The 17,517-nt window shown below is 53.2% G+C and carries 20 protein-coding genes; 17 read left to right on the top strand and 3 right to left on the bottom strand.

What is annotated here, in order from left to right:
- Positions 1 to 25: 25 nt before the first annotated feature.
- The 14 genes from SMC5_RS10640 to SMC5_RS03550 all read left to right on the top strand — a co-directional run bounded on the left by SMC5_RS10640 (position 26) and on the right by SMC5_RS03550 (position 12,607).
- Positions 26 to 190 carry a hypothetical protein gene (locus SMC5_RS10640; RefSeq protein ID WP_165846217.1) on the top strand — a complete coding sequence of 55 codons (165 nt, stop codon included), beginning with the start codon at positions 26 to 28 and terminating at the stop codon, positions 188 to 190.
- 33 nt (positions 191 to 223) lie between these two features.
- Entirely contained in the window at positions 224 to 364 is a 141-nt protein-coding gene (locus SMC5_RS10635) for a hypothetical protein (RefSeq protein WP_165846216.1), read from the top strand.
- Positions 365 to 530: 166 nt separating this feature from the next.
- Complete coding sequence (locus SMC5_RS03600) at positions 531 to 1,322, top strand: PhzF family phenazine biosynthesis protein (RefSeq protein WP_119119627.1); 792 nt, start codon at positions 531 to 533, stop codon at positions 1,320 to 1,322.
- 303 nt (positions 1,323 to 1,625) lie between these two features.
- Positions 1,626 to 2,162, top strand: coding sequence for a hypothetical protein (locus SMC5_RS10425; RefSeq protein ID WP_126854928.1), 537 nt, complete (start codon positions 1,626 to 1,628; stop codon positions 2,160 to 2,162).
- Positions 2,163 to 3,015: 853 nt separating this feature from the next.
- Positions 3,016 to 4,734 (top strand): efflux RND transporter periplasmic adaptor subunit, encoded by a 1,719-nt coding sequence (locus SMC5_RS03595; protein ID WP_119119626.1) that lies wholly within the window; start codon positions 3,016 to 3,018, stop codon positions 4,732 to 4,734.
- A gap of 9 nt (positions 4,735 to 4,743) precedes the next feature.
- A complete protein-coding gene (locus tag SMC5_RS03590; protein WP_119119641.1) occupies positions 4,744 to 5,424 on the top strand; it encodes an ABC transporter ATP-binding protein in 681 nt (226 codons plus the stop codon).
- A 1-nt stretch (position 5,425) separates the two neighbouring features.
- Complete coding sequence (locus SMC5_RS03585) at positions 5,426 to 6,613, top strand: ABC transporter permease (RefSeq protein WP_165846215.1); 1,188 nt, start codon at positions 5,426 to 5,428, stop codon at positions 6,611 to 6,613.
- Between the two features lie 315 nt (positions 6,614 to 6,928).
- Entirely contained in the window at positions 6,929 to 7,408 is a 480-nt protein-coding gene (locus SMC5_RS03580) for a hypothetical protein (RefSeq protein ID WP_119119624.1), read from the top strand.
- Between the two features lie 69 nt (positions 7,409 to 7,477).
- Positions 7,478 to 8,320, top strand: a complete 843-nt coding sequence (locus tag SMC5_RS03575; protein ID WP_119119623.1) for a hypothetical protein — start codon at positions 7,478 to 7,480, stop codon at positions 8,318 to 8,320.
- Complete coding sequence (locus tag SMC5_RS03570) at positions 8,317 to 9,192, top strand: hypothetical protein (RefSeq protein WP_119119622.1); 876 nt, start codon at positions 8,317 to 8,319, stop codon at positions 9,190 to 9,192. The genes SMC5_RS03575 and SMC5_RS03570 overlap by 4 nt, the downstream gene beginning before the upstream one ends.
- Before the next feature lie 180 nt (positions 9,193 to 9,372).
- Positions 9,373 to 9,846 (top strand): hypothetical protein, encoded by a 474-nt coding sequence (locus SMC5_RS03565; protein WP_119119621.1) that lies wholly within the window; start codon positions 9,373 to 9,375, stop codon positions 9,844 to 9,846.
- 80 nt (positions 9,847 to 9,926) lie between these two features.
- Complete coding sequence (locus tag SMC5_RS03560) at positions 9,927 to 10,760, top strand: hypothetical protein (RefSeq protein ID WP_119119620.1); 834 nt, start codon at positions 9,927 to 9,929, stop codon at positions 10,758 to 10,760.
- On the top strand, positions 10,757 to 11,644 hold the full coding sequence (locus tag SMC5_RS03555; protein ID WP_119119619.1) for a hypothetical protein: 888 nt from the start codon (positions 10,757 to 10,759) through the stop codon (positions 11,642 to 11,644). Before SMC5_RS03560 ends, SMC5_RS03555 begins: the two co-directional genes overlap by 4 nt.
- Before the next feature lie 39 nt (positions 11,645 to 11,683).
- Positions 11,684 to 12,607 carry an ABC transporter ATP-binding protein gene (locus SMC5_RS03550; protein ID WP_119119618.1) on the top strand — a complete coding sequence of 308 codons (924 nt, stop codon included), beginning with the start codon at positions 11,684 to 11,686 and terminating at the stop codon, positions 12,605 to 12,607.
- A 256-nt stretch (positions 12,608 to 12,863) separates the two neighbouring features.
- Here the strand turns inward: SMC5_RS03550 and SMC5_RS10420 are convergent, their stop codons facing one another.
- Positions 12,864 to 13,256 (bottom strand): hypothetical protein, encoded by a 393-nt coding sequence (locus SMC5_RS10420; RefSeq protein ID WP_126854927.1) that lies wholly within the window; start codon positions 13,254 to 13,256, stop codon positions 12,864 to 12,866.
- A gap of 487 nt (positions 13,257 to 13,743) precedes the next feature.
- On the opposite strand from SMC5_RS10420, the gene SMC5_RS03545 reads away from it, so the two are divergent.
- The 3 genes from SMC5_RS03545 (at position 13,744) to SMC5_RS03535 (ending at position 16,172) form a co-directional block, all read left to right on the top strand.
- The gene (locus SMC5_RS03545) at positions 13,744 to 14,169 is read left to right on the top strand and encodes a hypothetical protein (protein ID WP_119119617.1); all 426 of its coding nucleotides are present in this window, start codon (positions 13,744 to 13,746) and stop codon (positions 14,167 to 14,169) included.
- Between the two features lie 600 nt (positions 14,170 to 14,769).
- Positions 14,770 to 15,594, top strand: coding sequence for a M23 family metallopeptidase (locus SMC5_RS03540; protein ID WP_119119616.1), 825 nt, complete (start codon positions 14,770 to 14,772; stop codon positions 15,592 to 15,594).
- Between the two features lie 23 nt (positions 15,595 to 15,617).
- Positions 15,618 to 16,172, top strand: a complete 555-nt coding sequence (locus SMC5_RS03535) for a hypothetical protein (RefSeq protein ID WP_119119615.1) — start codon at positions 15,618 to 15,620, stop codon at positions 16,170 to 16,172.
- A gap of 11 nt (positions 16,173 to 16,183) precedes the next feature.
- On the opposite strand, the gene SMC5_RS03530 is transcribed toward SMC5_RS03535, so the two are convergent.
- Both SMC5_RS03530 and SMC5_RS03525 read right to left on the bottom strand, forming a co-directional pair.
- Positions 16,184 to 17,047, bottom strand: coding sequence for a hypothetical protein (locus tag SMC5_RS03530; protein WP_119119614.1), 864 nt, complete (start codon positions 17,045 to 17,047; stop codon positions 16,184 to 16,186).
- Positions 17,044 to 17,517: RNA polymerase sigma factor (locus tag SMC5_RS03525; RefSeq protein ID WP_165848954.1), on the bottom strand; the 474-nt coding region annotated here is incomplete at its 5' end. The genes SMC5_RS03530 and SMC5_RS03525, both read right to left, overlap by 4 nt.

Genomic DNA, 17,517 nt, shown 5'->3' with positions numbered 1-17,517 from the left:
CTGTATTTCTTGAAGGAGGAAAAATATGAAGAGAATTCGTGAAATGACAGCCGACACTGAAGCATATCGGCAGGAAATCAGAAGACTTGTCGAGACTAATCCGAAGGCAAAACAGATCTACACCGAGAAGAAGGCTGAGCTGGCTGCAGCACGGCAGTTGCGCGAGGATGACGTCTGCCGCCTGCGGTAATTCTGGCCAAAGGGCCCGAAGAGGAGGTTTGACATGCCATTGAAGAAGGGGTATGGCAAAAAGACGATTGGGGAGAACATCAAGACCGAACTCAAGGCCGGCCGTCCTCAGAAACAGGCTGTAGCAATTGCACTTTCTGTGGCAAGGAAGGCCAAGAAGAGCCACGGGAAGTAGCAGGAAGTGCGTAGACAATCCGGAGCAGCTGGACAAACTCGTCAGCGCAGACTGGGACGGCAGGTGAGTTGAGCTGTGGCTCCAGGACAACCTCACAGAGGCATTGTTATTGTGTTTCAGGAACACTGACATTGCGCAACGAGGCTTCTCATTATAGAATATTGACATGAAATACTACATCATCGATGCGTTTACCGATAGGTTATTTGCAGGGAATCCGGCAGCAGTGTGCCTCCTGCAAGAGCCGCTGACGGATGAGGTCATGGCGTCCATCGCACGAGAGATGAACCTGTCGGAGACAGCGTTTGTCCTGTGGGAGAACGACGCCTGGCGACTGCGGTGGTTCACGCCGACAGTGGAAGTGCCACTGTGCGGCCACGGGACCCTTGCTACTGCCCGCGCGCTGCGCGAGGCCGGTATCGTGACGGACGACGAAGTCTACTTCCGCAGCTTGAGCGGGGACCTTTCCGCCCGGTACCAGGAGGACCAGATCGAGCTCGACTTCCCATCGCTGCCTCCCACGCCTGCGCCCGTCCCCGAAGCGGTCCTCGACGCCCTGAGAATCAAAACGGCACCCCGTTGGAGCGGTATCAACGATCACGACTACTGGCTGCTCGACCTTGGGTCGGCAGCAGCCGTGCGGGCCCTGACACCCGACCGTGCAGCCACGATGGCAATCGACCTGCCCGGCATCATCGTCACGGGAGCGGGTGATGCGCCATATGACTTCACGTCCCGCTTTTTCGCGCCCGCCGACGGCATCTTCGAGGACCCGGTCACGGGGTCTGCCCACGCGGCCTTGGCTCCTTACTGGAGCAATGTGCTCGGCAAGACCGACTTCTTCGCCTACCAGGCGTCCTCACGCGGGGGCATCCTGAAGGTACGCCTCGCGGGCGACCGCGTGCTTATCGCAGGTGAAACGGTCGTGGTGGCCACAGGAGAGCTGCGCATTCCCTGAAGCACCACCTGCGAGGTCATGCCTGCAGACAACAGTAGGATTGGATTCCTGTATGCGCGGGAATGACGTATCACACCACTGATGCCCCACTCCTGACCCTTATACGTATTGCCTCCTTCAGCGCTGCCGGGGGTCGGCAGCGCTGAACTATTTCTGGATACCCTGTCAGTAAAAACGACACCATTGCGTTATAGAGGTGAGGTGAATGCACGCAGAGGGGTAGGGATTAGCTGAAAGGTTCGGCTTGTTGGTAGCATCTGAGCCAGTGATGGGAGCAACTTTGACAGAAGAAAGGAGTAACAGATGAAACACGCGAAGATTATTCTTCTATCGTGTTTGGTTCTTGCATTTCTTTTGACAGGGTGCAGCAATGGTGTATATCGAGATGCCGGTAAGAGTGGATCTAAACCAGAAACTGTAACAATTAGGAATGTTGTGTTCCGTACTTTCAATAATAAGCCACAAGGCATCCCGGTTGCTTATGTTCCTGTTCCGGGAGTTACTATATTGCTAATTGGATCAGACGGTGAAGTAATTGCAAGAATACTTACCAACAGCCAAGGCGAAGCTCAAGAAAGCATAACTGTCCCAGTAGATAGGAAATATCAAGACACAGTTGGGATAGCTCCCAGAGGCACGGTTACGGCTATTGCCTTTAAAGAGGGTTACCGGGAAACGGTCTTACTAGAGGATGGCATAAGCAACGGTGATTTGGCGCAACCAGTGCCTATGGAACCTATAGTTTTAGGAGAAAGAAATGAACCATATGTTCAACTAGGAAGTAATCATCACCTTGAAATATTAGCTCTTGTCGGTAAGTATGCCAAATATCCTAGATGATAGTGCCGTATTGCATCGCCTAAGAATCATCGTGAACGCGTGAACCATTGCATCATCAAGAACCATAGCGAAATGGTCCGGCGTGTCACAGCTCCGAGGGAGGTATCTTGGCTGGTCTTCCCAAGGGAAACCGTGCCTTTGCCTGATCACTGACCTCGGGGGCCTGCAGGAGCCCGTACAGGGGGGCCAGGGGGAGCATGGTATCTCTTCTGGATCCTGCTCCCTGACCAGACTCTTTCCAGGAGGGCCATGGATGGCTGGAGCACATTGACACACATCTTCTTGTCCCAGTCGCAGAAGTCGTTCCTTCATTAGGAACATCAATGCCATAGTGTGTATCGGGTTCCGGTCCGCGTCAACGACTCCCCGTTTGAGTAGGTTTACTAGTGAGGCAACAGGCAACTACGCATCGACTCATCGCCCTCGCCAGGCGCACCAACTACAACACACGTTCAGCCCCTCGGTGCTGATTCCTGTGCACCTGCCCTGTGGCCTTTCCTATTGCCAAAGCCTTCTCATGCCGTAGTGTCTGGCTACACCTCTGTACCATGACCAGAACCGTATCCAGGTGCGGCCAATGAGCAACCACTGCCCGTGACGAGTCCAAGAGTTAGTTCAACACAACCAGCCAGGTTGGATGCGCCCGGCTTCGCCCGCTTTTCCCCGCTGGTAGGCCCGTGCCAGGATCGCGCCCCCGTCAGTTCGAGAACCGTCTCAAAGTCGGATCGAGAAGACCCACTCCCTGTGTGCCACACAACGGTCAGCAAAATCTAACCCATTGCGTTGTATGAATGAGGAGATAGGGCAAATGAGTGTGGAAAAGTATTGAGTATGTTGATCAACGGGAGGAATCATGAGCAAAAAGACTCGACGTATTCTTATGCCGGTAGTGATACTAGTAGTGATTGCGGTAGTAGCTATCATTGTCATTCCAAAGCTTCTGAGCAGCAGACGGCGTTCCTCTGCAGGAATCACAGGCGGTACAGGGGAGAATATGACCTATGATGTCAGGACACAGGATGTCACAGTCAGTACAACGGTCTCCGGCACTGTTGCTCCTGCTCACAGCACGACGGTGACTGCTCCGGCGGCTGGCAAGATCGCCACCGTCTACAAAAAGGTGGGAGACAGGGTCACTGCCGGGGAAATCATTGCACGCATCGATGACACAGACCATCAGGATGCTCTCAGACAGGCAGAGTTCCACTACCGCTCCGTCATCATCAGCGCTGGGACTGCTGATCTGACCAATCTTGCGCAGACCAAGACTCAACTGGAAAACGCGGTCGATCAGGCACGGGCTCAGCAGCTATCGGCCGAGATCAATTTGAAGAATGCTGTGGCGAAAGATGCAAGCGATACCACCATGGATTCTCTTCAGGATGCGGTGACCCAGGCAGAGGAAAGTCTTGTTACCGCTCAGGACAATCTGAAGTACCTTCAGGACTCCAGCACGGCATCGTCGGCGTCGCAGTCTGGTGTTGCTGTTCAGCAGGCTCAACTTAGCTTGAAAACGGCCGAGGATCAACTTGTGGCAGATGCGCAAGCCGGGAAAGATACTACTGCAGACCTGGTCGCGGTCAATAGTGCACGGCTTTCGCTGGAAAGTGCTAGTGCAAGTGCTAGTGCTGACACCTCGGTTGCACAGAACAACCTGAAGGCTGCCCAGCTTGAGGTGACCCAGGCTGAACGGGCAGTGACAGCAGCCAAGAGAAACCTGGCCGCAGGCCAGGTAACTGTCAGCACCAGTGCGAATGACCTTGAACCGCTCAAGGCCAGCGTGGAACAGGCAAATGAATCGCTCGCGGCTGCAAAGGCGAACCTGGCAGCATTTCCAGAGACTGTCCGGAAGTACAATTTTCAGGTCCAGTCGAATGATGAGCAGAAAGAGGAGGCGCTGTACGCTCTCAATGCTGAGAAAAAGAAGGCCGGGAACTACGTCATCACCGCCCCCATGAGCGGCGTTATTACCACCATGAGCGTTGCAGCGGGCGGTACCGTTGCCAGCGGTGCCACTATCGCAAAACTGACTGACTGGACAACGTGGGACGCCAACGTCAGCGTTGATGAAATGAATGTCATCAAACTCAAGGCCGGGCAGGACGCCAGCGTGACGATCGACCCGTACGGCGACAAGGCATTCCACGGAAAGATCATCTCTGTCGGCTACGCATCCACGTCCAGCTCCCAGAATTCTCAGGGTGCCAACCTCCCCTATACGGCCAGGATCCAGCTGACCGACCCTCCGTCGTCGCTGATGACAGGCATGAAGTGCGATGCTTCCATTATTCTGTCTGTTGCGAAAAACGTCCTTGCCGTTCCCGTCGAATCGGTCATCTCGGACAATGGCAAGTACTATGTCATGGTCGTGTCCTCGACGGCAGGTGCCGATAAAAAGCAGCCGACCATGCAGACAACGAGGAAAGAGGTAAAAGTAGGGATTGCAAGCGATGATTACATCCAGATCATCTCGGGTCTCAAAGCTGGAGACCGAATCCTGCGCAATGCAGGAGTCTCTTCGGTATTGCCGCAGCAGTCGAAAAATGCTGGTAGCGTCGGTCTACTAGGATAATCCATGAATCTGATTGAATTCAGTGAGATTCGTAAAGTGTATTCTATTGGCGCTGTTACGATCGAGGCTCTTGCCGGTGTCTCCTTTGAGATCAGTGAACATGAATTTGTCGCTATCATGGGACCTTCCGGCTCTGGGAAATCGACCATGATGCATATTCTCGGATTTCTGGATACCCCGACCTCTGGCACCTATCTTCTCAAGGGTCAGGACGTTTCCAGACTTCGATCGAACAGACTGGCGGATATTCGCAATGAGGATATAGGATTTGTCTTCCAGTCTTACAATCTACTGCCACAGCTGAGCGCTCTCGAGAACGTTCTTCTTCCCTGTACTTACTCTGCACATGCAATGAACGGAAGAGAAGAAAAAACTCGTACCCTTGAACTGCTGGAACGTGTTGGACTCAAGGATCGTATGAATAATCGCTCTGTTGAAATGTCAGGCGGAGAACAGCAGCGCGTAGCTATTGCGAGGGCTCTCATGATGGATCCTCCGATCATCCTTGCCGACGAGCCGACAGGCAATCTTAATTCTCAGGGTGCCCGCGAGATCCTGGACATCATGAAGGAGCTGCATGCCGACGGAAAGACGATTATCTACGTCACACACGACGATACCATCGGAGCTCAGGCCGAACGTGTCATCCGTATCCAGGACGGCCACATCATGGCCGATGAAAGGAACTGACATGAGCGTCCAAGATAGTTTCCGGAATGCGGTACGGGCCATACGGGCAGCAAAGATGCGCTCGTTTCTTACCATGCTGGGAATCATCATCGGTATCGCTGCTGTTGTCATGCTCATGGGGGTCGGCAACGGAGCAAAGCAGAGCATCCTGGGCAGCATGCAGGGCGCCGGCGCAGGGAATCTCGACCTGATGGCCGGAGGGCCCCAGATGTCCAATGACGAAGAACTGCAGATGATCACGATGGATGACCTCAAGTATCTCAAGGCAAAGCTCACCTATCCTGTCCTCCTGTCGCCAAGGGATTCAAATGGTTTCCAGCTTAAAAATGGTTCCAAGACCATGTCGGCTACCGAGGTCTTTGTTTTGCCGGCATATTTCAAGATCAACGGCATAACGATTGCTCAAGGCCGCGGGCTCGCCGACATCGACGTCGATGCCAGAACGCGCAACGTCGTCATCGGAACAAAAGTGGCATCGACGTTATTCCCGGGTGGACCAGCCGTGGGAAAGAAATTCCGGATCGGTGATGTACGTTGCAAGGTCGTTGGCGTCACTGTCCCCCAGGGTACAACCGCGGGAATACCCATGGACAGCGCGGTCGCTCTGTCCTTCCCAATCGGGCCGGAGCTCTTCGGCATGATGGACAACGTTGTTCAGGACATTCAGATCAAATGCGTCGATCCCACTCAGACGACGGAGGTCAAGAACCAGATCACCCGGCTCATGATACAGAAGCACAAGAAAGAAGACTTCACAGTCCAGGATATGGCTGCCATGACCGCGATGGTAACATCCTCCATGTCGACACTCACGACACTTCTTGCAGCCATCGGCGGGCTCTCACTGCTGGTCGGCGGCATCGGCATCATGAACATCATGCTGGTTTCTGTGACCGAGCGCACGCGTGAGATCGGCATCCGCAAGGCGCTGGGTGCGAAGGAGCGGGACATCCTCGGTCAATTCCTCATCGAGTCGTCTCTGCTGAGTGTGACGGGGGGTCTCTTGGGGATCATCATCAGCATCCTTGCCTCGAAGTTCGTTGTTGCCAGATTTACAAAGACGGCGATCACCAGCTCTTCAGTCCTTCTTGCGTTTGGATTCTCTATTGCGGTGGGGATCTTCTTCGGCGTCTACCCTGCCCGCAGAGCAGCCCGACTGAAACCAGTTGACGCTCTGCGGTATGAATAGGAGGTCTCTCAAGGTCATGACCGATATCCCGGCGAACTGACCAAGTCTCTTTCTCCTTCATCAGATAAACGTCATGCCCCGTCCGCGCCTCAGTGGCGCGGACGGGGCATTTTTGTACCGCTCACTATGATCCGGTATGGAAATGTATAAGGTTTCTTTTCCTCTTTTCAGCAAATTTTACTCCATCGCGTTATAGGGATAGGAGGTGAGGCAAATGAGTGGAAAGGAGTAAAAGAAGGCTGATTTGTTGGAACCGTATAGCTCCTCGCAAGAGGAGAAAGACATGACTGCCGAAAAGGCAGAAAGGAGTAGTCAATGAAACATCTCAGGAACATTTTGGTTCTTGTTGTTTTGCTTGCACTCCTTGGTGCAAGTCAGCCGGCGTTCGTTCGCGCCGCTGAAATGCCCGTGGTATCGGATGCTGCGCCGGGCAGCGTGATCGACACGAATGCGGGCGTCACGACAGTCTCCCCGAAATCCGTCCTGACGTACCCTTTTGACGTAACGATTCCAATAAGCTCCTACGTGTACACGGCGGATTCGTATACCATGACCGCTGGAAAGTACGTCCAGGGCTACTTGGGCAACTCCGGTGGACACTACGTCTACATGACAGTAGTTGATTCGTCTACGTTGCAACCACTTAGCAATGAAGTGACATTCACCGTAGAAGGCACAACACAGACTTTGTGGACGAATACGACCGGCACAACGAAGTACGTGAAAGTCAGATTCGGCGCGTCCGCTCTGGTGCGCGTTCATGCAACCGGAAACCTGATTTTTGGTTGGTTCTAAGCTCTCTGACGCTCACCTTCTCCCCTGGGGCATAGCCCCAGGGGAAGATTGTTACTTGTGGGAGATATTATGAACAGACTCATTCGCGAACAGGTAAGGTCAATTCTTTCGCTGTGGGGCTTCTGGAGCGCTTGCGCAGTAGTGGCGGTCATTCTGGTCGTTTCTGTTATTCGATTTGCTGGTTACAGTTATTCATATGTTCCAAACCCAAATGATCCGGGGCCTGGGATTCTTGTCACCGGAGGATCCCGGTACGCTCTCTTTGTCAGAGCTTTTGAGGGGATGGACTTCATCTTTCCCCTAGCCTGCAGTCTTGCCGTCGGAGCATCGTTCGCAATAGACCGCAAGACCAAGGTGGCACAATATATCCTGACCCGGGGATTCCGCAAATGGCGGTACCTGCTGGCCAAGGGAGCTGCCATGATTCTGTGCTCCATACTCCTCATTGTTCTTGTCCAAGGGGTGACGTGGATCGCCAGTTCAGCCCTGGCCCGTTATCCAACCGTTCAATCGTTTGAGACGGCTGGCGGCAGGGCTGGATCAGTCGATGATCTCTTTTTTCACCAGGCTCCTGGGCAGTACACATTCATGATCGCTCTGCTGCAGTTGATGACAGCAGGGACAGTTGCAACCATACCGTTGCTTGCAGCAGCGCTTGGAGGAAGCAGCTGGGTCGCTGTTCTTTCTACTCCTGCGACATGGCTGCTGGCTGAGTATGCCTTCAATGGGAATGCCTTGGTATTCCTGTACCCCGGGTTCAGGGCAACCAAGCTTTGGTGGGATCCTTCCCTTTTTCAGAAGCCTGTGATGTGTCCACCCCTTCTCCAGTCATCGTTTGTCTATTGGGCCCTTATCCTCTTTTTCAATGTTGCTCTGGCTGCTTTCGTCTATCTGCGTCAGGAGGAGGCATGAGACTGTTGCGGGCCCTCCGGTATGAGTGCTTTCAGATGTTCTTCACCAAGCGGTGGTGGGGAGTCCCGGTGATAGCAGTTCTGCTATCAGTGATAGAGGCACGTGAAGACTTGGGCGTATTTGATGGCCCCTTAGCGAAATATCATCTGGCTCTCAATGCGTGGGACGTCGTTGCGCGATCAACGCAGGTGTGGCTGTATCTTTTCGTGCTGGTTGCCCCTCTCCTTGTGTTCATCGTTGGCGAATCCTATTTGCGGGATCGTTCCTCCAATACTATGCCTGCCACCTTCCCCCGTGTCCAGTCCCGGACCGTCTGGTGGACAGCCAAAGTTCTGTCCATGTTTATTGGTGCTTTTGTGTATATGGCGGTGTTTTCCCTCATCTCGCTCCTTGTTGCAAGCTTCTTCTATCCCTTTGCATGGCACTTCAGTTCCTTTCAGCTGCATCCTGAACTGGTGCGAAAGGCGCTGGCAGCATTTGGGGGAGACAACGTTATCTTGACGATCCCCGAAAAAACTCCCCTCCTGTTTCTGCTTCACCTGTGGCTGTATTCTACCCTGTCGTTTGGAACGTATGCATTGGTCGCACTGGTTCTGTCTCTGCGCGTGCACAAGCCTGGGTTACCGGTCCTCCTCATGTTCGGCATGGGGCTCCTTGAATTCTATGCTGGCAAATCAAGCCTCTGGTCTCCCCTGCATTCCTGGGTGATGCAAACACGCCTCTCGTATCTCTTCGTCAACCAGGCATCAACGTCTTTTCTGATCAATGGTACGCCTGCCTATACCCTTTCCACCTCTATCCTCTACTACCTGGTCCTGAGCGTTCTCTTCTGGCTGATAGGCAATGCCCTGGTGCAGCATGACGATCTGTGAAATGGAAAACATCTATCAACCCCTTCAGCAAATTTCGCCCCATCGCGTTACCTCTATGAGGAGGTGAGGCAAATGCATGCAGAAGGATAGGGAAGAGCTGAAATGCTCTGGTTTATCGAAGCATGCGACCCAGCAATGGGAGAAAGACATCACTGCCAGAAAGGCAGAAAGGAGTAGTAGATGAAACATCTCAAGAGCATTTTGGTCCTTGTTGTTTTGCTTGCACTCCTTGGTGCAAGTCAGCCGGTTTTTGTTCGCGCCGATGAAATGCCCGCAGCCACGGATGCCGGACAGGTAAATGTGGCGGATGTAGATGCAAGCGTGATCCTGCCGCAGAGCAGAATATACCACGATTTCGACATCAATATTCCGCGTGCCGGTTATACCGATACCCCCGAAACATACACGGTCGAGGCAGGTAAATACGTCGTTGGATATCTGCAGAACTCCGGCGGTCACAACGTGTATATGACGGTCATCCGCGCCAGCGATCAATATGCGTTTGGCAGTAAGATAGAGTTTACCAGCGAAGGCCAGACATTGACTTTGTGGACGAATACCACGTCCTCAACGCAATACGTGAAGGTCAGGATGAGTTCACCTTACGTGGGTTTAGTTCATGCAACTGGCACAATCCAGATCGGTTGGTACTAACTGACAAAGAGTCAGGTTTCCCCTGGAGCTGTACAGCTCCAGGGGAACATTGTTAGTTCTGATACTGCAAAAGAGGGGTTATGAACAAACTCATTCGTGAACAGGTCAAATCGATTTTGGCAACGTGGGAATTCTGGATCCTCTGTGTAGTAGCCATAATCATCGTGCTTGCCCAGATTATTCCCAAAGCAAATATGGCTCAGCTTCAGATTACTGCTAATGAATCTTTCATTTCTACCGTTGGCGGATCCCGATATGGCCTCTTCGTTAGGGTTTTCGATAATATTTCTTACATCTTTCCCGTGGCCTGTGGTCTTGCTGTTGGGGCATCCTTTGCGATAGATCGCAAGACCAAGATAGCACAATATATTCTGACTCGGGGATTCCGCAAATGGCAGTATCTGCTGGCCAAAGCAGCCGCTATGATCCTGTGCTCCATGCTCCTCATCGTTCTTGTCCAGGGGGTGACGTGGATCGCCAGTTCAGCCCTGGCCCGTTATCCAACCGTTCAATCGTTTGAAGGAGCCGGTGGCAGAGTTGGATCATCAGAAGATCTTTTCTTTCACCGTGTTCCCGGCCAGTATGTGTTCCTGCTCGCTCTTCTGCAACTCCTGACAACAGCGGCGATTGCGACAGTGTCACTCCTTGTTGCAGCACTGGGTGGAAATGCCTGGGTATCCATCATCACTCCTATCGGACTGTGGTTCTTTCTGGATAACATCTTTAACGAAAATGCGCTGGCTTTCCTGAACCCTGGTTTCAAAGTACGATTTCTCTGGTGGGATCCCTCCCTTTTGCGGAAACCTGTGGCGTATCCTCCGTTTCTTCAGTCATCATTTGCCTGCTGGGGGATCCTCCTGCTTCTTAATGTTGTCTTCACCGCTCTTGTCTATCTGCGGCAGGAGGATGCATGAGACTGCTTCGGGCTCTCCGGTACGAATGCTTCCAGATGTTCTTCACCAAGCGGTGGTGGGCTGTCCCGATCCTGACAGCGCTTTTCTCGTGGTATGTCGCGGACGATCTGCGGACTTTCGGATACAGTGGCCTTCTGACACAATACCACCTGACTTACAACGCGTGGGATGTCGTGATGCGGTCAACACAGACTTGGATATTTCTCTTTGCGATATTTGCTCCTCTCCTCGTCTTTATCGTCGGTGAATCGTACCTTCGGGACCGTTCCTCCAATACCATGCCTGCTACCCTCCCTCGCGTTCAGTCCCGGGCTATTTGGTGGACCGCAAAAGTCCTGTCCATGTTCATTGGTGCCTTTGTGTATATGACAGTGTTTTCCCTCATCTCGCTCCTTGTTGCAAGCTTCTTCTATCCCTTTGCATGGCACTTCAGTTCCTTTCAACTGCATCCTGAATTGGCACGGAAGGTACTGGCACTCTTTGGAACGGTTAACGCCGATATCATGGCCATTCCTGAATCAACACCGCTTCTGTTCCTGCTCCACATGCTGCTATATTCTACCCTGTCATTCGGGACCTACGCTGTAGTCGCGCTGGTCATTTCTCTGCGTGTGCACAAACCAGCAGTCCCCGCCCTTATCATGCTGGGCATGGGACTTATCGAATTCTATGTCAATGTTTCTCAATCCCACCTTTGGATCCCTCTCCATTCCTGGATGATGCAAACACGCCTCTCGTATCTCTTCGTCAACCAGGCATCAACGTCTTTTCTGATCAATGGTACGCCTGTCTACACCCTTCCTACCTCTATCCTGTATTACCTGGTCTTAAGCGTTCTCTTCTGGCTGATAGGCAATGCCCTGATCCAGCATGACGATCTGTGAGTTGTCTGTCAGAAACACAATCCTGAAAGGAGATATGTCATGGAACATGTGTGTGAGTTAACAGGAATCTGCAAGCAGTATCGGTCCCGCAAGACAGTACATGAAGTCCTGCATGATGTCAGCATGACCCTGGATGCAGGGGAAGTCTTTGGATTCATTGGTCCCAACGGAGCAGGGAAGACAACCTTGCTCCGTATCATGTGCGGTCTGGCACATCCCACGAAGGGAAAGGTGAAGGTCCTTGGGACAGACCTGACGGTCAGGAATGCTCAGCTGCCAACGGGGATCGGGGTCCTTGTGGAGTATCCCTCCTTTATCCCCGAACTGACCGGCAGACGCAACCTGCAACTGCTTGCCTCCATCCGTGGGGTCATCGGCCTTCCGGAGGTTGATGCCACCATGGAACTCATGGGACTGGATCCGGGGAACAAAACCCCGGCAGGGAGATACTCCCTGGGGATGCGCCAACGCTTGGGACTTGCCCAGGCCATCATGGAAAAACCACGGCTCCTCCTGCTGGATGAACCTACCAATGGACTGGACCCTCAGGGTGTCGCAGAACTGCGCAGTTATATCCGGCACCTGGCGGATCAAGGGGTTGCCATCTTCCTGGCAAGTCATCTCCTCAATGAGGTAGAACAGGTCTGTGACCGCGTGGCCATTGTCAAGCAAGGCCATGTCCTTCGGCAGATGAGCAAGAATGATCCTGTTCCCTACCGTGGGTTCAGTCTACAAGTCAGTGATACCAAGGACTGGTCGCTGGTTCAGCAGTGGGCTGCTCAGCATCAGGCAACCCTTTCCCAGAAAGACGGGGTGCAAGGAGGAATGGTTGGTACCGCTGTCCCTGTTCCTGCTGCCCTTCGTGATCTGGTACAGGCAGGAGTCAGCATTGAATCCATCACGCCGGACCGGGACACCCTGGAGACAACCTTCCTGCAAGCAATCCAAGAAGAGAAGAAGTGACTGCGCCTTCGAACTCTGGCAGAACAGCATGCGCGAAATGCGTCAGCAAAATCAGACCTATTGCGTTATGGATATGAAAGGGAATGGAAAGGAGGCACAGGTCATGAGTGCATGAAGAGGCAAGACGGACTGCAATAAAGAACAAGGGAAGACACAAGTACGTTGAACAGGTGCAAAGATAGCGACGCATTGTAAAGATGCACAATGCCAAAGGAGGCAAAGATATGACATCACACAGATTCACAGCAACCATGCACTATATCTGTATTGCATTGATTATGATCATCTGTCTGTCGACAGCAACGGGAGTGAGGGCCGCTGATTCTTCCACTAACTCGGAACAAGGTACGGATGCTGTTATTACTGCTCCTAATGCAGCATTCGCCAGAATCGAAAACGGAATATGTGAACTCCTGACGACGAAAACCGTGGTAACCGGCCACGATGTCCATACGGCACAACTCTCTGGAGGAGAAACCTGCGATAGGGTCACAGACACAAGCGAAACAACGATAACCTTCCGTACCCGTCCTGTAGACGCTGCAACAGCGTCGAAGTACTCCTCCATGACCCCCGAACAACTAGGAGCAGTGATGGTCAGTGGAGGATACACCGATTCGTGGACGGCATGGTTTACAAGTGGTACCATCCAGCTTTATCTCCAGATGAGTTATGACAAGAGCACATACTCTACACCGTACATGGTGTTTTATAGGCCGGTATCGACATCAGGAGAGATCGTATATTTAGATGCAACAGTTGTTGCTACGAATGCCGTTCTCAGCCTGACATGTCAGGGATGGACGTATAGCAGTCCCACCCCAAGCGCACGCATTAGCACAAGTCTCACGCCATACATTCAATCCCAAGGGTATCAGTATCCTCTGCGTAGCCAAATGTATTCGCTAATCGCGAATCGAACGTGCTGGTACTACCTTTCCCAATCTCCTAGTTTGATGGCGCCGAGATGGACTGTTACGATGAAGCGTGGAACAGGAACTCCTTGGACTGTCTACCTAGACTATATCTATGGGATGCCGTCTGCATAGTGGGCTTGCCGAGCAACATCTCGGAGACTGTCTTCCTGGATCGTTGCTTTGGGCCGCTCTGTTCTTTCCAAAGGAGGTCTTGAAGCCATGAAGAAATGTGTTCGTTTGTGGTCTCGTCTGGCAGTCTTGGTGCTGGTGGCATGCTGCTGTCTCACCTCGGGGTGCACGTGGTTCAACGTGAAAAACACGACGTTCATCGGTTCCTCGCCACACTGGAAAGCACAGTGTGTCGTGCAGGTGAAGAAGTTGGGCGAGGATTCTCACATGAGTTCACGTCGCCAGCTCAAGATATGGTGGACCGGCACGTCGGGCGACGTCACGGAAGCGCAGTATCAACTCATCGGACTGCATAGCACGGAACAGGCAAGTAGTGTCCTCGGACCATTTCATCCGTGGGTGAGTGGGTATACAGGATCTTCGGAAGGCCTCTCTGATGCTGAACGTGACTACGGCTATTCTCTCACCATCACATGGAAGGGTGGCACCGAAACCCTGTCTCTGCAAAACCACTAGAGGTACATCTGCAGTGCACAAGCACCTCAGAGTCCACGTAGGAGTGCTTGTGCCTGGTATTCCAATGGACTAACAGAAAACGGAAACCAGGAATCCGTCTATTGTGTGCCTAAGAGATTACGGAGGTCAGGTCTACACATCTTCAGGACCGTTCGTGTCAAGCAGAAGGGCCCGTGGACGCAAATCCACGGGCCCTTCTGTGTTGAGCTCACCCGCTACACCATTCCTGTCAGCACCCAGATGCAGACGATGATGACACCCGTGACCCCCTTGCTGCCCATGAAACCCGAAGCCGTCAAAGTCAGCTTTTTATCCCACTTTGGGCGCATGTGTATGATGGCAAATGCTAATACTCTACCATCATCGTTTGTCCTGCGCCTGTCCCCATGTTCTTTTTCAGTCACGTTGCAAAAAGTCTTTCTTACTTTTGGCGAGATCTGTGTTATTAGTAGAAGGGGAAATGGTATCGTCAGCAAAATCAGACCTATTGCGTTATGTGAATGAGGAGATGAGGAATGTGCGTGCAGAAGGATGTAATTATTGTCAGTATGGTGTAATAAACTACTCGTAGCCACTCTTTCGAAAGGGCGTGAAACAGACATGAATCAGAAACAATCAGGAAAGGCGGATACATACTACGGTTCATCTGGATTCTATGTTCCAGACCCTCACCAGACACAGCACAAATCTCCACCGCGGACGCATCGGCGCAGAAAAGGATGCCTGACTGTTGTCCTTGTCCTGATCCTTGCCATCGGATCACTGATGTGGTACCGGTCACAGGCTGCTGCACGCGGAGATGTCACGCCTCCGACGCTCAACACGCCGTTTAGTATTCAGCATCCGATCGCCTCCATTCGGGCACGGGACGCCGAACAGGCAACGTGGGGAGCGATATCAGCTCAGGACCCTGCTGCCATGGAACACGAACTGACCTTGGAGAATGAGTTCCTGCGTCGTGCCACAACCCAGGCACGGGAGTGGCAGGTCTTGCTGCTGCCAACGCCACAGCAGTTTGTTCCTCCGCTCCTTGGCACGCTTGTCGTCACGTCGCCGTTTGGCATGCGCGAACATCCTGTTATTGGCCAGGAGCTCGAGCATCACGGCGTCGACTTGGTTGCGGCAGCAGGGACGCCGGTTATGGCAGTCACGCGTGGTGTTGTCGTCTGGCGTGGCAACAAACTGGGATACGGCAACTGCATCGTGATCCGTCACGGGACACACCTGTCCACCATCTACGGCCACCTGAGCCACATTGGCGTGGACACCGGACAATCGGTCAGCAAAGGAGAAGTCATCGGACTGTCAGGTTCCACGGGCTTCAGCACTGGGCCCCATTTGCATTTTGAAGTGCGCAACAACGGTACGCCAGTTAATCCTCTTTCCCTCCTGACACCCAACATGTCTGTGAGATCATCAGATTAATGTTACACTAGCGGAGGTGAGCTATGGAACCAGTACAGAGACATATACATATAAGCAGGAAGACAAAGAAGTTCTTTTTCATCATCATTCCAGTAATTGCCGTGCTCGGCGTTGCGCTTCTCGTCTGGCGACCATGGTACACGCCAAAGCCGTACGTCACGCCTGATCCCTGGGTACACATTTCATATTCCCACGAGGAACTGCAACAAGCCCAGAAGCTGGCAGACAGCGGCAAACGCTCTGACCTTCTGGATCCACGGAAGACCCTGACTTCTTTTGTTGCAACGGATGCTTCGGGAGAGGGTTCCCTTGATCTACACACTCAAAACTTAAACATCACGCACGTTCAGTCCATCCAGGATGAGGGGAAGGACCCAAAGAATGGAGATCGTTTGTTTCTGGTTACGTTTTCGCAGCAAGAAAACGTCGTTGTCTTCAGACTGCGGCAACTCCTTGGCACAGAGCAGACCAAGATCTGGTCCGTCATCGGCTATCTGATCACTTCAAGTTCCTCTTCAGGTGCCTCTTATAGCACAACTTGGCAGGAATCTGACGGTCCGTTTATCAGTGGTCAATGACTCCAGCCGGGCTAGCTGCCCTGCTTCTCTACGACAGCATATGCTCCAGCAAAGTCGCTGATCACAAGTCCTTTTAGCTGCGTTGTATCGACGATCTGGACAACGCGTCCCAGGGCGGTATTCACGATTGCTGTCAGATCAGGATCGGTTTCTTTAACTTGCTGCAAGCGTACGGCAACGAGCGTTCCTGACGAAGCAACCTGCTGTGAGGAAGAAGACGCACGATTTGTGGACTGGAGATGATACACAGTCAGGGAAGAGACCGCTACAGCCTGACGGCCGCTCTCTTGCACTACAGGATCGGCCATGGCAATTTGTCGTGCCAGTTCCAGCCGGACAAAGAGAGGGATGGATGGTGCCTGTGTATGTGTGTCGCTCGGGACCTTCATCCCAACGACTCCTACCAGGGACTTCGAATGAGGGTCAACAAGAATGTACCCATCCGTACCGCGCACTGTCGCGCGGACCAGGCCTGTTGCAGAATCCCGCCTTGCATCGGTGACCACCGCCAAACGTGCTCCAGGGGTAACCAGCGCAATCAGGTTGTTCCACGTCTGGCGCAGCGATGACTCCGCCAGATCAGAGCTGGATATTCCTTTTTGCGTCTCCTGCAGCAGACGGACGCTGTCGGGTAGCTGTCCAGTAGCATGAATAGCCGTGCGCAGGGGTGCCGTCTGGGTCCACCACAGCACGACCAGGAGAATGGCGAGAGCAGACCCTAACGTCAGGCGCCAATGCCGCACGTGGCGGCGGTGAACCGCCATCCGGTCGGCATATGCAACGAGACGCTGCCGACTGGTCTCAGCCCACAACGGGTCGACCTTCGGCTCCCAGTCCACGTTCTCGAGCAGATGTTCCAGTTCTTCCTGAGTCATTCTCTCACCTCCTCTTCATTAATATAACGCGATAGCTCCGGATTTGCTGAAATGCCGACACGCAACACGCTGAAGGCGTGCTGAAGAGCGTTGCTGACCTGCTTTGCGTTGCAACCGAGCATCGGTGCGATCTCCCGCGGCGTCAATCCCTCACCGTAGCGCAGCATGACACACTGCCGGTCGAAGGGTGCCAGCTGCTCAGCGGCGGCACGCAATTCGCCGGCATGACCCTGAGCCTCCGCGACCATGTCGTCGTAGTCGGGGTCGGCGTCATCATCACCAATGCGGGCGGTCGCGAGATACCTCTCTGCACTGCGGCGATGGCGGAACCATGACATGGCCTCGTTGTTGGCGACACGGAAGAGCCACTGCACGAGGGGTGCTCTGCCACGTGCAAGTTTCGGCAGGTTGTCCACCATCTTGACGAACACGGCTTCGGTCTGTTCCTCGGCGAGGTCTCGGTCCAGCAC

It is taken from the genome of Candidatus Cryosericum odellii (assembly GCF_003570935.1).
Taxonomy (GTDB): domain Bacteria; phylum Caldisericota; class Caldisericia; order Cryosericales; family Cryosericaceae; genus Cryosericum; species Cryosericum odellii.
The sequence above is the reverse complement of the archived record's forward strand: the minus strand, read 5'-3'. Positions and strand labels throughout refer to the sequence as shown.

Coding starts and splice junctions, on each gene's coding strand:
- SMC5_RS03600 (WP_119119627.1), top strand. CDS start 531: ATGAAATACTACATCATCGATGCGTTTACCGATAGGTTATTTGCAGGG.
- SMC5_RS03595 (WP_119119626.1), top strand. CDS start 3,016: ATGAGCAAAAAGACTCGACGTATTCTTATGCCGGTAGTGATACTAGTA.
- SMC5_RS03580 (WP_119119624.1), top strand. CDS start 6,929: ATGAAACATCTCAGGAACATTTTGGTTCTTGTTGTTTTGCTTGCACTC.
- SMC5_RS03585 (WP_165846215.1), top strand. CDS start 5,426: ATGAGCGTCCAAGATAGTTTCCGGAATGCGGTACGGGCCATACGGGCA.
- SMC5_RS03540 (WP_119119616.1), top strand. CDS start 14,770: ATGAATCAGAAACAATCAGGAAAGGCGGATACATACTACGGTTCATCT.
- SMC5_RS03545 (WP_119119617.1), top strand. CDS start 13,744: ATGAAGAAATGTGTTCGTTTGTGGTCTCGTCTGGCAGTCTTGGTGCTG.
- SMC5_RS03530 (WP_119119614.1), bottom strand. CDS start 17,047: ATGACTCAGGAAGAACTGGAACATCTGCTCGAGAACGTGGACTGGGAG.
- SMC5_RS10425 (WP_126854928.1), top strand. CDS start 1,626: ATGAAACACGCGAAGATTATTCTTCTATCGTGTTTGGTTCTTGCATTT.
- SMC5_RS03565 (WP_119119621.1), top strand. CDS start 9,373: ATGAAACATCTCAAGAGCATTTTGGTCCTTGTTGTTTTGCTTGCACTC.
- SMC5_RS03570 (WP_119119622.1), top strand. CDS start 8,317: ATGAGACTGTTGCGGGCCCTCCGGTATGAGTGCTTTCAGATGTTCTTC.
- SMC5_RS10420 (WP_126854927.1), bottom strand. CDS start 13,256: ATGGTACCACTTGTAAACCATGCCGTCCACGAATCGGTGTATCCTCCA.
- SMC5_RS03535 (WP_119119615.1), top strand. CDS start 15,618: ATGGAACCAGTACAGAGACATATACATATAAGCAGGAAGACAAAGAAG.
- SMC5_RS10640 (WP_165846217.1), top strand. CDS start 26: ATGAAGAGAATTCGTGAAATGACAGCCGACACTGAAGCATATCGGCAG.
- SMC5_RS10635 (WP_165846216.1), top strand. CDS start 224: ATGCCATTGAAGAAGGGGTATGGCAAAAAGACGATTGGGGAGAACATC.
- SMC5_RS03575 (WP_119119623.1), top strand. CDS start 7,478: ATGAACAGACTCATTCGCGAACAGGTAAGGTCAATTCTTTCGCTGTGG.
- SMC5_RS03550 (WP_119119618.1), top strand. CDS start 11,684: ATGGAACATGTGTGTGAGTTAACAGGAATCTGCAAGCAGTATCGGTCC.
- SMC5_RS03560 (WP_119119620.1), top strand. CDS start 9,927: ATGAACAAACTCATTCGTGAACAGGTCAAATCGATTTTGGCAACGTGG.
- SMC5_RS03555 (WP_119119619.1), top strand. CDS start 10,757: ATGAGACTGCTTCGGGCTCTCCGGTACGAATGCTTCCAGATGTTCTTC.